This is a genomic window from Streptomyces sp. YIM 121038 (assembly GCF_006088715.1).
Lineage (GTDB): Bacteria > Actinomycetota > Actinomycetes > Streptomycetales > Streptomycetaceae > Streptomyces.
On record NZ_CP030771.1, the window covers coordinates 594,746 to 608,620 of the forward strand.

Annotated in this window: 16 protein-coding genes; 8 read left to right on the top strand and 8 right to left on the bottom strand. The window is 73.3% G+C overall.

All coding sequences use genetic code 11. From position 1 onward, the window contains the following. Positions 1-92 precede the first annotated feature (92 nt). From C9F11_RS02545 to C9F11_RS02560, 4 genes are all read left to right on the top strand, one after another. Entirely contained in the window at positions 93-668 is a 576-nt protein-coding gene (locus C9F11_RS02545) for a TerD family protein (RefSeq protein ID WP_138957697.1), read from the top strand. 275 nt (positions 669-943) lie between these two features. Next, entirely contained in the window at positions 944-2,302 is a 1,359-nt protein-coding gene (locus C9F11_RS02550; RefSeq protein WP_138957698.1) for a hemolysin family protein, read from the top strand. Then, complete coding sequence (locus C9F11_RS02555; protein ID WP_138957699.1) at positions 2,299-3,318, top strand: hemolysin family protein; 1,020 nt, start codon at positions 2,299-2,301, stop codon at positions 3,316-3,318. The genes C9F11_RS02550 and C9F11_RS02555 overlap by 4 nt, the downstream gene beginning before the upstream one ends. 151 nt (positions 3,319-3,469) lie before the next feature. After that, a complete protein-coding gene (locus tag C9F11_RS02560) occupies positions 3,470-3,913 on the top strand; it encodes a GNAT family N-acetyltransferase (protein WP_138957700.1) in 444 nt (147 codons plus the stop codon). A 71-nt stretch (positions 3,914-3,984) separates the two neighbouring features. Here C9F11_RS02560 and C9F11_RS02565 read toward each other — a convergent pair whose 3' ends face one another. After that, positions 3,985-4,212 (bottom strand): hypothetical protein, encoded by a 228-nt coding sequence (locus C9F11_RS02565; protein ID WP_138957701.1) that lies wholly within the window; start codon positions 4,210-4,212, stop codon positions 3,985-3,987. 175 nt (positions 4,213-4,387) lie between these two features. Between C9F11_RS02565 and C9F11_RS02570 the strand changes: the two genes are divergently transcribed. Next, positions 4,388-5,401: a sporulation protein gene (locus tag C9F11_RS02570; RefSeq protein WP_138957702.1), complete on the top strand. Its 1,014-nt coding sequence runs from the start codon at positions 4,388-4,390 to the stop codon at positions 5,399-5,401. Between the two features lie 85 nt (positions 5,402-5,486). Here C9F11_RS02570 and C9F11_RS02575 read toward each other — a convergent pair whose 3' ends face one another. Beyond that, the gene (locus C9F11_RS02575) at positions 5,487-6,422 is read right to left on the bottom strand and encodes a M56 family metallopeptidase (protein WP_138957703.1); all 936 of its coding nucleotides are present in this window, start codon (positions 6,420-6,422) and stop codon (positions 5,487-5,489) included. Positions 6,423-6,428: 6 nt separating this feature from the next. Beyond that, positions 6,429-6,833, bottom strand: a complete 405-nt coding sequence (locus tag C9F11_RS02580) for a BlaI/MecI/CopY family transcriptional regulator (protein ID WP_138957704.1) — start codon at positions 6,831-6,833, stop codon at positions 6,429-6,431. A gap of 345 nt (positions 6,834-7,178) precedes the next feature. Between C9F11_RS02580 and C9F11_RS02585 the strand changes: the two genes are divergently transcribed. After that, positions 7,179-7,814: a hypothetical protein gene (locus C9F11_RS02585; protein ID WP_138957705.1), complete on the top strand. Its 636-nt coding sequence runs from the start codon at positions 7,179-7,181 to the stop codon at positions 7,812-7,814. Between the two features lie 42 nt (positions 7,815-7,856). Further along, the gene (locus C9F11_RS02590) at positions 7,857-8,450 is read left to right on the top strand and encodes a TerD family protein (RefSeq protein WP_138957706.1); all 594 of its coding nucleotides are present in this window, start codon (positions 7,857-7,859) and stop codon (positions 8,448-8,450) included. Positions 8,451-8,461: 11 nt separating this feature from the next. On the opposite strand, the gene C9F11_RS02595 is transcribed toward C9F11_RS02590, so the two are convergent. The 4 genes from C9F11_RS02595 to C9F11_RS02610 all read right to left on the bottom strand — a co-directional run bounded on the left by C9F11_RS02595 (position 8,462) and on the right by C9F11_RS02610 (position 12,455). Then, the gene (locus C9F11_RS02595; RefSeq protein ID WP_138957707.1) at positions 8,462-9,691 is read right to left on the bottom strand and encodes a cytochrome P450; all 1,230 of its coding nucleotides are present in this window, start codon (positions 9,689-9,691) and stop codon (positions 8,462-8,464) included. Between the two features lie 153 nt (positions 9,692-9,844). Continuing rightward, positions 9,845-11,323: an alpha/beta hydrolase gene (locus C9F11_RS02600; RefSeq protein WP_138957708.1), complete on the bottom strand. Its 1,479-nt coding sequence runs from the start codon at positions 11,321-11,323 to the stop codon at positions 9,845-9,847. 308 nt (positions 11,324-11,631) lie between these two features. Next, a complete protein-coding gene (locus tag C9F11_RS02605; RefSeq protein WP_138957709.1) occupies positions 11,632-11,895 on the bottom strand; it encodes a hypothetical protein in 264 nt (87 codons plus the stop codon). Positions 11,896-12,047: 152 nt separating this feature from the next. Continuing rightward, complete coding sequence (locus tag C9F11_RS02610; RefSeq protein ID WP_249401560.1) at positions 12,048-12,455, bottom strand: XRE family transcriptional regulator; 408 nt, start codon at positions 12,453-12,455, stop codon at positions 12,048-12,050. A gap of 215 nt (positions 12,456-12,670) precedes the next feature. On the opposite strand from C9F11_RS02610, the gene C9F11_RS02615 reads away from it, so the two are divergent. Further along, the gene (locus tag C9F11_RS02615; RefSeq protein WP_138957711.1) at positions 12,671-12,883 is read left to right on the top strand and encodes a hypothetical protein; all 213 of its coding nucleotides are present in this window, start codon (positions 12,671-12,673) and stop codon (positions 12,881-12,883) included. Between the two features lie 38 nt (positions 12,884-12,921). Here C9F11_RS02615 and C9F11_RS02620 read toward each other — a convergent pair whose 3' ends face one another. Next, entirely contained in the window at positions 12,922-13,854 is a 933-nt protein-coding gene (locus tag C9F11_RS02620) for an SDR family NAD(P)-dependent oxidoreductase (protein WP_138957712.1), read from the bottom strand. Positions 13,855-13,875 lie beyond the last annotated feature (21 nt).

Consider the following 13,875-nt stretch of genomic DNA (forward strand, 5'->3'; position numbering starts at 1 on the left):
GCTGGTGGGACGCAACCCGGGTGGGCCGACCGGCGTCCTTGCCGAAGGACGACGCACACCGGCGCGCCGCGACAAGCGATGGAGGATGAGCAGTGGGTGTTTCCCTGTCCAAGGGTGGCAACGTTTCGCTGAGCAAGGAGGCGCCCGGCCTGACCGCCGTACTGGTCGGCCTCGGCTGGGACGTGCGGACCACGACGGGTACCGACTACGACCTCGACGCATCGGCTCTGCTGTGCGACGAATCCGGCAAGGTGATCTCCGACCAGCACTTCGTCTTCTACAACAACCTCACCAGCCCCGACGGCTCGGTCGAGCACACCGGTGACAACCTCACCGGCGAGGGCGAGGGCGACGACGAGGCCGTCAAGGTCAACCTGGCCACCGTCCCGGCCGACATCACCAAGATCGTCTTCCCGGTCTCCATCCACGACGCCGAGAACCGCGGCCAGAGCTTCGGCCAGGTCCGCAACGCCTTCATCCGCGTCGTCAACCAGGCCGACAACCAGGAGATCGCCCGCTACGACCTCTCCGAGGACGCCTCCACCGAGACCGCCATGGTCTTCGGCGAGCTCTACCGCCACGGCACCGAATGGAAGTTCCGCGCCGTAGGCCAGGGCTACGCCTCCGGCCTGCGCGGCATCGCCTCGGACTTCGGCGTCAACGTCTGACCTCAGACCGCAGTGCAGCACCCCGGACCGGCCCACGCGCACCCCGCGCGGGCCGGTCCACGTGCGGGCGGACCCAGCGCACGGCGGCTGGCGGGGGAACTCGGGCGCGATGACAATCGTTGCACTGGCACACACCCCAGCACGAGGAGCCACCCCTTGTCCGCACGGCCGACGGACCCCCCGGGGCACTGTCCCGGACCATCCCGCCCCACCCCGGCCGCCGCTGACCGGCCGGCCGCCCCGGCCGACCGCGGCACCCCGCGGGATGGCGCTCGATGAGTGCCGCGCTCGGCCTGCTCGCCGTCCTCGTCCTCACGGCGGGCACCGGCTACTTCGTCGCCCAGGAATTCGCGTACGTCTCCGCTGACCGGCTCGCACTCGCCCGCGAGGCCGCAGCGGGCGACCGCCGCGCCGCCCGTGCCCTGACGGTGCTCGAGCGGCTCTCCTTCATGCTGTCGGGCGCACAGCTTGGCATCACCGTGACCGGCCTCATCGTCGGCTTCCTCGCCGAGCCGTCCGTGTCCGCCCTGCTCAAGCCCCTCCTGACCGGCATCGGCATCCCCGACGGCGCCGTCACCGGCATCTCCGTCGCCCTCGCCTTCGTCCTCGCCACCGTCATCCAGATGGTCCTCGGCGAGCTCGCGCCGAAGAACCTCGCCCTCGCCGTCCCCGAGCGCCTCGCCAAGTCCCTCGCCGCCTCCACCCTCGCCTATCTGAAGGTCGTCGGCCCCATCGTGCGGATCTTCGACGGCGCCGCCAACCGACTGCTGCGCCGCCTGGGCATCGAGCCCGTCGAAGAACTGCACCACGGCGCCACCCTCGAAGAGCTCGGCCACCTCATCGGCGAATCCCACGAGCGGGGCGAGCTGCCCGAGGACACCGCCGCCCTCCTCGACCGCGCCCTGGACTTCTCCGAGCGCACCCTCGGCGAAGTCCTGGTACCGCGCGTCGACGCCGTCTTCGTCCGCAAAGACGCAGGTGCCACCGAAGCCGTCGCACTCATCGCCCGGCACGGCCACTCCAACTACCCGGTGCTCGGCGACCACCCCGACGACGTCACCGGCGTCCTGGGCGTGCGCGAGCTGATGCGGACCCCCGCCGACCGCCTCCCGGACGCGACCGCGGCCACCCTCGCCCGCCCCGCCCTGCTGCTCCCGGAGACCCTCGAGCTGCCCGACGCCGTACGGCAGATGCGCGAACGCGACGACGAATTCGCCGTCGTCCTCGACGAGCACGGCGGCGTCGCGGGCATCGTGACGTACGAGGACATCGCCGAGGAACTCGTCGGGGACATCGCCGACGAGACCGACCACGTGGTGCGGGTGGCCGTCCGCGACGGCCACGGCTGGCTCGTGGACGCGGGCCGACGGCTCGACGAGGTCGCCGACGCCACCGGCATCCACCTGCCCGAGGAAGACGACTACGACACCGTGGCCGGTCTCGTCGTCGACCGCCTCGGACGCTTCCCCGCCATCGGCGACCACCTCACCCTGCCGCTGCCGGACGGCGCCACCGTGGCCGTCGACGTCCGCACCCTGGACCGGCACGTCCCCGAGCGCGTGCGCCTGGAGCTCCGGCCCGCCCCCACCACGGGCACCGACGAACAGGCCCGCCCCGAGGAGACCCGCCCATGAGCTTCCCCATGGCACTGTTCGTCACCGTGCTGCTGCTGATCGGCAGCGGATTCTTCGTCGCCGCCGAGTTCGCCCTCGTCGCCGCCCGCCGCCACCGCGTGGAGAAGGCCGCCGCCGAAGGCCGCCGCGGAGCCCAGGCCGTGCTCGCCGGAATGCGCGAGCTGTCGCTCATGCTGGCGGGCGCACAGCTCGGCATCACCGTCTGCACCCTGGGCCTCGGCTCCGTCTCCAAACCCGCCATCTCCCACGAGCTCGACCCGCTGCTGCACCGCGTCGGCCTGCCCAGCGGCGTCAGCTACGGCATCTCCTTCGCCCTCGCGATGATCATCGTGGTGTTCCTGCACATGGTGATCGGCGAGATGGCGCCCAAATCCTGGGCCATCGCCCACCCCGAGCGCTCCGCGATGCTGCTCACCCCCGCCTTCCGTACGACGGTCAAGGCCGTACGCCCGCTCATCTGGATCCTGAACAAGGTCAGCAACGCCCTGGTGCGCCTGTGCCGGGTCGAGCCGCGCGACGAGCTGACGTCCGTGCACAACCGCGAGCAGCTCACCCACCTCGTCGCCGAGTCCCAGCGCCTCGGCCTGATCAGCCGCGACGACTCCGAGCTGATCACCCGCTCCCTGACCGAGCCGCTGACCCCGGTGGGCGACCTCCAGACCCCGGCCGCCGCCATCACCGCCGTCGACGCCTCGGCGACACCCGAGGACGTGCTGCGCGTCGCCTCCGCGCACGACCGCACCCGGCTGCTCGTGCGCGACGGCGCCCGGGTCCTCGGCTCCGTGCACGCGCGCGACGCCCTCGTCGCCCAGGCCCGGGGACGCGGCACCAGCGCGCGGGAGCTGGCCCGCCCGCTGCCCGAGCTGCCGGCGGACACCACGCTCGCCCACGCGGTCGAACAGCTCCGCCAGCGGCGGGCCTACCTGGCCGTGGTCTGCGACGACTCCGGCCGCCTGACCGGCCTCGTCACCCTGGACGACCTGCTGGCCCGCTACCTCCAGCCGAAGCCGCCCTGACGGCGGCGTCGACACGCGACAGCGCACACCGCGACTCCGGCCCGCCCCCCGTACGGAGTACCGCACCCAGGATTCCGGTGCCCGCGCGCGGGCAGGTGTGCCACGATGCCGGGGCTCAGTAGCTCAACGGGGAGCCTGGGAAGGATGGTTCGTGCGTGCCAACCCGCTGAGCGCGTGGCTCACCCCCGGCCACGGCGCCCCCACACAGGACAGTGAGGCGGTGCGGCTGACGGCCCTGGCGCCCCCGGCCCCGCACGCGCCCTCCACCATCGCCCTGCACCTGGAGCGGGGCCCCCTCATCGGCCAGGTCGACTTCCGCCTCTGCCACGCCTGCCGCACGGGCCGCATCCAGCAGATCTGGATCGACGAGACCTGGCAGCGCCAAGGGCTCGGCAGACAGGCCCTCCACACCGCCCTCGCACAGGCACCCGGCTACCGCTGGAACACGACGACGCAGTCCCGCCAGGGACGCGCCTTCTTCCGCGCCATGTCCGAGGAGACCGGCGTGGAACTCTCCTCCCGAACGCCTCCCTGCGCCCACCTCATGGGCCGCTGCCGACGGCTGTGGCGCCTGGTGCGCGGCGCGTGGCGGTGACTCCGCCCGGCGCGCGGCGGAGGCCCCGCCTCGGCGGAGCCGGGCTCGGGAGCCGCAGCCGCAGCCGTCGGTCAGTCCGTCGGCTCCTCGGGATCGGGGTGCTCCGGATGCACGGTGTCGGAGCGCTCCTCACCGCTCCGCCGGGCCCCGGGCTCGTCCGGGCTCGGCGCGTCCTCGCGGTCCACGTGATCCCGGTCGTCCTCCAGCGGATCGTCCCCGGCACCGGCCTGCTGATCGGGAAGGTCTCGCGGAATGGGCTGCTCGCTCTCACCCGGTGTCTCATCCCTGCGCTCGGTCACGTCACGCTCCCTTTCCGACGGCTCGGCACCTTCGTACGCCCCGGTGGACGTCTGCACGAGGTACCGCGCCGAGAGCCACCGAAACCCCCGCCTGCGCGTATTCTCTCTACAGCCCTGTAGAGCAGGGCTTCTGACGGATACTCACAGGTACTCAGGTGAAGGAGTGAACGCCGCGATGGTGTTCAAACGACTGCTCGGCTCGCTCGGTGTGGGCGGCCCCTCGGTGGACACGGTGCTGGAGCCCGGTGCGGCACGGCCCGGCGGACCGGTGCGCGGGCAGGTCCACCTCCAGGGCGGCAAGGCGGACTTCGACATCGAGCACATCACGCTGGAGCTGGTGGCCCGGGTGGAGGCCGAGCACGAGGGCGGGGAGCACGAGGGCTTCGTGGTGTTCGACCGGAGCACGGTCGGAGGCGGCTTCCGGCTCGGCGAGGGGCAGCACCACAGCGTGCCCTTCTCCCTGGCCCTGCCGTGGGAGACACCCGTCACGGAGCTGTACGGACAGCACCTGGGCATCGTGCTCGGCGTGCGCACCGAGCTGGCCGTGGCGGGCGGCAAGGACAAGGGCGACCTGGACGCGCTCGCCGTGGGCCCGCTGCCGGTCCAGGAGGCGGTCCTCGAGGCGTTCGGACAGCTCGGCTTCGGCTTCAGGTCCGCCGATCTGGAGCTGGGTCACATCGGCGGCACCGGCCAGCAGCTCCCCTTCTACCAGGAGCTCGAACTGACCCCCGCCCCGCGGTACGCCCAGGCGGTCAACGAGATCGAGGTGACGTTCCTCGCCCACCCCGGCGGCGTGGAGGTGGTCCTCGAGGCCGACAAGCGCGGCGGTTTCCTCTCCTCCGGGCACGACGCGGTCACCCGCTTCACCGTCGGCCACGACGGCGTCGAGCACCAGGACTGGAACGCGGTGGTGGACGGCTGGGTGCGGCAACTCGTCGAGCACCGGGCCTCGTACGGGAGCCACTCCTTCCACGACGCCCACGCTTCCCACGGCTTCCACGACACCGGTCACGGCCACGACACCGGTCACGGGCACGGCTCGCAGCACCGCTCGGGGCCGGGCATGGGCACCGTCGTCGCCGCGGGAGCCGCCGGGCTCGCGGTCGGTGTCGTCGGCGGCATGGTCGCGGCCGAAGTCGTGGACGAGGTCGGGGACTTCTTCGAGGGGGACGAGGAAGAGGAAGGCTGATGAGAGCCCGGTGGGGGAGCCCGGTGCGGCGCGCCGGGCCCTCCCCCGTTGACACCGAGCCCCCCTGTCGGCGCGGCCCCGCCCGTCACAGGGGCGTGGCCGCGTGCAGGATCAGCACCATCGTCACCGTCGAGTTCGCCGAGGACATGGCCGAGGCCACCGTCCCCACCGCCGCCGTCCACGCGGCGAGCCCGACGGAGGTGAAGACCGAGGGCCAGCTGCGGGCCGTGGGCGCCGGGCGCAGCAGGGCCGCGACCCGGCGCGGGACGGGCCCCGGGGCGGCGAGCCCGGCGAGGGTCGGGGCCGGGGCGCCCTTGGAGACCAGCGCGGCCTTGCCGATCGCGAGCGCCACGGACCTGCGGTCGCCCACCGCTTGGGCGGCTTCCTCGTCGGCCCACCGCTCGGTGGTGTACGAGACGGTCGTCCGCAGCGGGCGCAGGAAGGGGTTGGCGCGGGCGGCCAGCTGCACCGCGAGCAGATGCCGGTGGTGCCGGGCGGCGAGGTGGGCCCGTTCATGGGCGAACAGGGCCCGGCGCTGCGGCGCCTGGAGGCAGGACAGCAGGCCTCGGGACACCACGATCCGGTCGCGCGCCCTGCCGCCGGGCAGCGCGTACGCGTACGGAACGCGGTCGTCCAGGACCACGACCGTCGTGCCGGGGGCGCCGGTCAGCGCGCGGTGGGCGCGGCGGCGCACCCGGCGGTGCCGCCACAGGGTGCGTCCGCATCCCGTGGCCACCGCGAGGAGGACCGGGATGGCCAGCTTGCCCACGACCTCCTCCCCCGGCACGGCCTCGCGCACCTCGGGATCCGACCAGCCGTCGGGCAGCGGGTTGCCGGGCAGCTGCGCCGTGCCGACCACCATCAGCAGGCCCAGGCTGACCGTGCTGCAGGTCGCCATCACCACGGCCACGCCGGTGAGCAGCCGGGTGGCGAGACGCGGGTGCAGCCGCTGCTCGGCGAGGCGCGCCACCGGCCAGGCCGTCAGCGGGAGCACCAGCGGCAGAAAAATGAAGACCCCCATCAGGCGTCAGTCTTCCCGCCCCGTCTCGGCGTCGCGCAGCAGGTCCCGCAACACCCGTTCGTCCTCGGCCGACAGGGTCGTGACGAAGCTGGCGAGGACCGCTTCGCGGTCCTGCTCCCCGTCGAGCACCTTGCGCATCTTGTGCGCGGCGAGCCCGGCCTCGTCCGATGCCGGGGTCCACACGAACGACCGGCCCATGCGCTCCCTGGTCACCGCCCCCTTGGCGAGCAGCCGGGTGAGGATCGTGATCACGGTGGTGTACGCGAGGTCGCCGCCGAGGCGGTCCTTGACCCAGGCCGCGCTGACCGCCTCCCCGGCCTCGCGCAGCGAGGACAGGACGAGCAGTTCCAGCTCGCCCTGCCCGCGCCGCCGGTGTCGCGCCGCGGGTCGACCGCGTCCGCCGTCCGCCATGCTGAGCTCCCTTCGGCCCCGGGCCCCGTATGCGTACCCGTACCCGTCGCTTCCCGAGGCGCGCGCACATCGTACTGATCGGCGCGGGAGCGAACGGGCCGTCCCGGCCGGATTCCGCCGTGGGTGGGCGCATACCGCAGCGACCCTCACTTCTACATTGCTGTAGATTCTTGTTCCCGGGGCCGACCCATCGGTCCTTCGACCGTTCAACTCGGGAGTCGAGCATGGGAGTTTCGCTGTGTGGAGGCGGTTCCGCGCCGGTTTTCGGGGCCTGTGGCTGACAGCGATGCCTCACGACGAGACGCGCCGGGAGCGCCGCTGCCGCCGGGCCCGCCGGAGACCGGCGTGACCCTTCGTCTGCGCCCGGAGGACCGGGCCGACTTCGCGTGGGTCCTCGCCCTCGCCCTGGACGTCACGGAGATCCGCACCGCCCTCGCCCGGTCCCCGGTCGCGCCCGACACGGCCCGGCTCCGGGCCGGGGCGCTGGCCGAGGCGGACGGGATCGCGGCCGCGGCCGCCGACGAGTACCGGACGTATCTGCGCGCACGCGCGGCCGTGATGCCGCCGCCCGCGCCCGCCGCCCCGCCCGCCGGGACATCGCCCACCGACCGGGGCGCCGGGGCCCTCCTGCCCGCCCTCGGTGTGCTCACCCCGCTGGTCTCGGCGGTCGCGGCCGCGGTGTTCCTGCTCTCCGGGTACGGGCTCCGCCTCGCCGCACCCCGGAGCCAGGCGGCGACGACGCTCGTCACCGCGGGCTGGGTGTGCGCTCTGGTGGCGGCGGTCAGCGCCGGCGTGGGACTCTGCGCCCTGCTGGTGGCGGCGGTGCGCGACCGCACGCGACCGCCGTCCGAGCATCCCCTGCCCGTGCGCAACCCGGCAGCGGAACGGGCCCGTGCCGCCTGGCACCAGGCGCTCCTGGACCGTGGTCTGCTCCCTTACCTGCGCGGTCGGCTCACCGTCAGCCCGCCTCCCGCGGACTGACCCCGTACCCCCTCACCACATCGACGAAAGGCGGCACTTCCCATGTCCACTCCCGTGAATCTCACCAAGGGCCAGCAGATCAGCCTGAACAAGGCCGACGGGGGCGCGCTCACGGCCGTACGCATGGGGCTCGGCTGGCAGGCCGCGCCCCGCAAGGGCTTCCTGGCGAAGCTCACCGGCAGCCGCGAGATCGACCTCGACGCCTCCGCGGTGCTGTTCAGCGCGGCGGGGCAGCCGGTCGACGTGGTCTTCTTCCAGCACCTCGTGAGCGACGACGGCTCCGTCCGCCACACCGGCGACAACCTGGTCGGCGGCGCGGGGCAGGGCGGTGACGACGAGGCGATCCTCGTCGACCTCGCCCGGGTCCCCGCCCACGTCGACCAGATCGTGTTCACCGTGAACTCCTTCACCGGGCAGACGTTCGCCGAGGTGGCGAACGCCTTCTGCCGTCTGATCGACGAGTCGACCGGCCGGGAGCTGGCCCGCTACACCCTCACCGGCGGCGGCAGCCACACCGCCCAGATCATGGCGAAGGTCCACCGCACCCCCTCCGGCTGGCAGCTGAAGGCCATCGGCGAGCCCGCGTCGGGGCGCACCTTCCAGGACCTGCTCCCGGCGGTCGCGCAGCACCTGTGAGCCGTCGGGGCTCAAGGGCGTAGCCGTACGGGGAGCTCCTTGTGGCCGTTGGAGATGAAGGAGTCCAGGGGCCGCAGCTCCTCGGCGGGGACGGCGAGTTCGATGGCGGGGAAGCGGTCGAAGAGCGCGCGCAGGGCCGTGGTGACCTCCAGGCGTGCGAGCGGGGCGCCCAGGCAGAAGTGCGCGCCGTGCCCGAAGGCCAGATGGTCCTTCAGGGCGCGGGTGACGTCGAAGGCGTCGGCGCTCGGGCCGTGCCAGTCGGGGTGGCGGTTGGCCGCCGCGTAGGAGGCGAGGATCGCCTCGCCCGCCGCGATGGTGCCGCCGCCGGGCAGGGGGATGTCGGTCAGGGCGTAGCGCAGGGGCAGGTGGGCGACCGCCGGTTCGTGCCGCAGCGTCTCCTCGACGACGTCGTGCCACCCGGCGCGGCCCGCGCGGACGTGGTCGAGTTGCCCGGGGCGGGTCAGGAGCGCGGTGACGGCCTGGTCGATGACGTTGACGGTGGTCTCGTACCCGGCGCTGATCATCAGCGTCAGGGTGCCGCGCAGTTCGTTCTCGGACAGGCGGCTGCCGTCGCCCTCGTCGTCGCGCACGTCGATGAGCAGGGACGTCATGTCGTCACCGGGAGCGGCCCGCTTGGCGGCGATCAGCTCGTCCACCGTCGCGTACAGGCGGGCGGTGTTGGCGGTGGCCTCCTCCGTGGTGAGGGTGGTGTCGAAGACGCCGTCGACCAGGGCCCGGAAGGCGGGGCGCCGCGCTTCGGGGACGCCCATCAGATGGCCGATGACACTGATCGGCAGCGGGTAGGCGAGGTGTTCGCGCAGGTCGACGACCTCGCCGCCGGGCGCCTTCGCCCTGGCGGCCAGGTCGTCGACGAGACGGGTGACGACGTCCTCGACGGCCGGAGCGAGCGCCGCGATGCGGCGGGCGCTGAAGGCCGGGGCGATCATGCGCCGCAGCCGCCGGTGATCGGCTCCGTAGGCGGTGAACATGTTCTCCACCGCGATCCACAGCGCCAGCGGCCAGGTCGCCACGGTCCTCTCGTACGCGGGCCAGTGCGCGCGGGCGTTCTTCGACACGTCGGGGCTGGTGAGCAGCGTCTTGAGCAGGTCGGGGTCGGTGACGGCCCAGGCCGTCACGCCGAGGACGTCCACGCGGACCGCGGGCCCGTGCGCGCGCAGGCGCCGGTCCTCGGTGTGACGCTGGTTTCCGGTCGGGTCGAGCACGATCGGCTGGGCGGTCATACCGGTCTCCTTCAGCGGCGGAAACGAGGCGCAAACCGCCAGGCTATGCCGCCCGGGGCGAGGGGCGCCGCTCCCCCGGCGAGGATGGCCGGGGGAGCGCATGGCGCCCGCCCCCGCCGGTCGCTCCCCGCTCGACGCGGACGTGACGGCCGGTCAGTCCGTGCGGCCGAGCAGGTAGGCGTCGATCCTGTGCCGGGGCTCGGGGAGGCTGTAGAGCCAGTGGCCCACGGTGTCCACCGTGTACAGCGACGCGTTGGGGAAGGACCGCGCCATGCGGCGTGCCCCGGCCAGAGGTGTCGCCATGTCGTCCGTGGCGTTGACGACGAGGACCGGCGGCAGCTCGCCCCTGGTACGGGCCGGCCGGGGCTTGGGCGGGACGGTCCAGCCCTGGCAGGCGAGGACGAAGTCCAGGGCCTGGGCGTTGTAGCGGACGTGCGGGGCGGCCTTCGCCACGCGGTCGCGGATGGCCCGGTAGTGGGCGTAGTCCCGGATCCGGTAGTCCTCGTCCCGGCACAGGACGAGCCGTGCGACGGGGTCACCCGCGCTGCTGGTCCAGTTGACCTTGCCCTTTCCGGTGTGCAGCGCGGCGAGTTGGCGTGCGGTCCCCTCCGGGCTCCAGCCGCTGAGTGCCGCGCTGAGGAAGTCGGACAGCTGGTCGGCGCTGACCTTCCTGCGCGTCGGCCCCGTGCTGCCGGGGTCGCGGAGTGTGCCCGCGTCGGCGCGGGCGAACAGCGTGTCCGTCACGGCCGCGAGGTCCTTGCCCTTGAGGGCGCAGGAGGCGTTGCGCACGCACCAGGCCGCGACCCGCTCCAGGGTGTTGTTCAGGGAGACGCTGCCGTCCATGAGGGTGCGCTCGGCGCCGGGCCGGTCCGGGTCCATCGCGCTGTCGAGGGCCAGGGCGCGCAGTCTGTCGGGGAAGAGCCGGGCGTAGCGCTCGCCCAGGAACGTGCCGTACGAGTGGCCGATGAAGCTGATCCTGCGTTCGCCGAGGGCGGCGCGGATCGCGTCCATGTCGCGGGCCACGCTCTCCCCGTCCATGTGGGCGACGAGCGGTCCCGTGCGCCGCAGACAGCTCTGCGCCAGGCGGCCGTTGAGGGTGCGAAGGCGCTGGAACTCGGCCGCGTCGCGGGGGCGGGCCGGGATCTCGTCGAGGATCGACTCGTCGCAGCGGGCGCCCCCGCTGCGGCCGGTGCCGCGCGGGTCGAAGCCGACCATGTCGAAGCGTTCGCGGACGGCGGGGCCGTAGCCGTCGTACGGATCGTCCGCGTAGAGCGCGTCGTCGGCGCCGGGCGCGCCGGGGCCGCCCGGGTTCGACATCAGGACGCCGATCCGCTTCGCGGGGTTCGATGCCGGGTAGCGGGCGACGAAGAGCCCGATCTTCTTCCCCTGCGGCTTCGACCAGTCCAGCGGCACCTTGACGGTCGCGCACCGGGCCTTGGGGCTCGGCGGATGACCGGGCGGGTTGCCTTCCCGGGGGCAGGGGCCCCAACTGATCGACGAGGAAGGGGCCGTGGCGCCCGACGCGTCCCGTGCGACGGCGGCGCCGGGCGCGCCCAGGGAGGCGGTGGCGGTGACGCCCAGGGCGAGCAGCGCGGTGAGGCCGCGTCGTCTCGCGGGTGAGTGGGTGTTCATGCGCGTCACTGTGGCGGGTGAGCGTGATGAGGCGTCTATGTCCTCATGATGAGAACGTAACAACGCGGCCGCGTCGTACGCGCGTTGTGGGATGGCACCGCACGACGCGGCCGTGTCGTACGCGCGTCGCGGGGCCGCCCGACGCTTCGGCGTCGTCGGCGCGCTGCGGGATGGGACCACGCGACGCGTCGGCGTCGTACGCGCGCTGTGGGGCACCACCGCGCGACGCGCCGGGCCGCGCCGCACGGCCCCACGACGCGGCACCGCCTGCCCCACCGCGCGACAGCACGGGAGTCGCCGGGCGAGGCCTATTCCGTCTCGGCCGGCCAGTTCTGTCGCCAGAGCCCGCGGCCCACGATGTGCTGGATCTCCTGCACGAACTCCCGGCGCGCCTGCTCCGAGACGTGTCCGCGCGCGACCAGCCAGGTGAACCGGCCCCGGCTCTCCACCGGGATCACGACCCTGCCGCCCGGCAGCTGGTCCACGAACTCCATGTCGAACTCCGCCAACGGCTCACCCGACTCACCCGACTCGCCCGGCTCACCGGCTAGCTGCGCGTGCTCGTCTGCCATTCCAGCCCCTCACAGCCACACTCGTCACCGCCGCACGGCCGCAGCCGTGAGCGGTTGGTATCCGACTGCGCCCCCCAGGCGGCGGATCACCGACTGTGCCACACCGGGCCTGGGGCGGGCCAGAGCGAATCGCCGCGTACGAGCGCCCCGTGCTACCCCGGCGCGCCCTCGCTCCGCGCGCGCCTGCGGGCGAACGTCTCGGCGATGTCGGCCAGTTGCCTGCGCTCGGCGTCCGTCATCTCCTCGATGTGCGCGGCCAGTACCCGTGTCGTACGGTCCTCGCTCCACACGTACGAGGTCATGCCGAGGAACTGCGCCGCCGCGGCCTCCTGGAGCACGCGCAGCGGCAGCGCGAGACCCACCGCCAGGGCGCGGAGCAGAGCCGGGGGCGGGGCGTCGATCGGCCGCCCCTTCTCCACCTTGGAGATCCATCCGAACCGGGCCCGCTCACCGGCCTCCGGATCCACGGACCGGGCCTCCAGCTCCCGGAGGCTGATGCCCAGCTCGGCCCGGCGCTCGCGCACCAGGTCGTTGAAGTCCATCCGTTCCTGCTCGCCCATGACGCTCATCCTGCCTGCTCGTCGGCCTGCCCATGCCTATGCCGTGAGACGCGGAAACGCCACCCCCGCGCCAGGGGGCGAATCCGGAAAGCACTGTGTGTCCGCGTAGACATCCTGTATACGAGAAGAGCACATCCGAGGGGCAGTCAACGCCGACGAAAGAAGTGCCGATGCCGTGGGCTCAATTCGATGCGCGGTTCCCATGGAACTGGAGGGTGCGGTTCCTGTCCGACGGGGCCTTCCGTCTGTACGTCTCCGCGGTCTGCTGGTCGGCGGAGAACCTCGCCGGCGGCGTCATCACCCCGGGCGAGCTGAGACAGGTGGTCGACACCCGGGCGCCGCGCCGCCAGGCCGAGGAGCTCGTCGCGGCCAAGCTCTTCGAGGAACTCCCCGGCGTCGGCTGGCGCATCCACGACTACCACGACTAGGGCCCGCCCGCCGGGGCGGCGCGTCTCCGCGGCGGCGCTCACGTCCCCGCGGGCCGCACCATCTTCCGCCCCGCCGTGCTCCCGCCGTCCACGGCCACGGAGGCGCCGGTCATGTACGGGAAGTCGTCCGAGGCCAGGGCGAGCACGGCGCGGGCGATCTCCTGGGGTTCGGCCATGCGCTCCAGGCCGTCGACGTTGAGGGGGCCGAAGGCCTTCTTGTAGGCCGCCCAGTCCGCGTCGGGGATGCCGGGCGGGCGGACGAAGGCGGTGTCGGTGGTGCCGGGCAGGATCGCGTTGACCCGGATGCCGTGGGGGCCGTAGGCGAGGGCCGCGGACTTCACGATGCCCTGGACGGCACGCTTGCTGGCCGTGTACGCGCCGCCGTTGGGCCTCGCCTGTTCGGCCGCCGAGGACGACGTGCACACGATCACGCCGCGTCCCGCCTTGAGCATGTGCTCGACCTCGTACTTGAGGGCGAGGAACACCCCGCGCACATTGGTGGACTGCACGTCGTCCCACTCGGCCGGGGTCAGTTCGTGGAGAAGTTCGGCGCTGCCGATCCCCGCGTTGTTGAAGGCGATGTCGATGCCGCCGTGGCGGTCGGCCATCCGGTCCACGAAGGCGCGGACCTGCTCGGGTTCACGGACGTCGGCCCGCATGTACGTCGCGTCGCCGCCCGCCTCGCGGATCTCGTGCTCCACGCGGCGCCCCAGGGAGACCCGGCGTCCGCAGAAGCCGACGCGTGCGCCTTCCGCGGCGAAGGCCTTCGCGGTCGCCTCGCCGATGCCCGACGTGGCGCCGGTGATGAGGACCGATACGCCGTCGAAGCGGCGGCGGGCCCGGGGACGCGCCGCCGCGCGGGCGGTGCCGTCGAGGGTCAGCGAGGCGAGCCCGAGGGCGGCCGCGCCGCCGAGCAGGGAGCGCCGGGAGGTGTCCTGTGCGTGCGGTCGGGAGGTGTCCTGTGCGTTCATACGGACCACGCTCGCAGCGGG

Excerpts from the sequence above, each read along its gene's own strand:
- C9F11_RS02555 (WP_138957699.1), top strand. The coding sequence starts at position 2,299 with ATGAGCTTCCCCATGGCACTGTTCGTCACCGTGCTGCTGCTGATCGGC.
- C9F11_RS02595 (WP_138957707.1), bottom strand. The coding sequence starts at position 9,691 with ATGACCGCCCAGCCGATCGTGCTCGACCCGACCGGAAACCAGCGTCAC.
- C9F11_RS02620 (WP_138957712.1), bottom strand. The coding sequence starts at position 13,854 with ATGAACGCACAGGACACCTCCCGACCGCACGCACAGGACACCTCCCGG.
- C9F11_RS02605 (WP_138957709.1), bottom strand. The coding sequence starts at position 11,895 with ATGGCAGACGAGCACGCGCAGCTAGCCGGTGAGCCGGGCGAGTCGGGT.
- C9F11_RS02575 (WP_138957703.1), bottom strand. The coding sequence starts at position 6,422 with ATGGGGGTCTTCATTTTTCTGCCGCTGGTGCTCCCGCTGACGGCCTGG.
- C9F11_RS02610 (WP_249401560.1), bottom strand. The coding sequence starts at position 12,455 with ATGGGCGAGCAGGAACGGATGGACTTCAACGACCTGGTGCGCGAGCGC.
- C9F11_RS02600 (WP_138957708.1), bottom strand. The coding sequence starts at position 11,323 with ATGAACACCCACTCACCCGCGAGACGACGCGGCCTCACCGCGCTGCTC.
- C9F11_RS02550 (WP_138957698.1), top strand. The coding sequence starts at position 944 with ATGAGTGCCGCGCTCGGCCTGCTCGCCGTCCTCGTCCTCACGGCGGGC.
- C9F11_RS02590 (WP_138957706.1), top strand. The coding sequence starts at position 7,857 with ATGTCCACTCCCGTGAATCTCACCAAGGGCCAGCAGATCAGCCTGAAC.
- C9F11_RS02570 (WP_138957702.1), top strand. The coding sequence starts at position 4,388 with ATGGTGTTCAAACGACTGCTCGGCTCGCTCGGTGTGGGCGGCCCCTCG.
- C9F11_RS02580 (WP_138957704.1), bottom strand. The coding sequence starts at position 6,833 with ATGGCGGACGGCGGACGCGGTCGACCCGCGGCGCGACACCGGCGGCGC.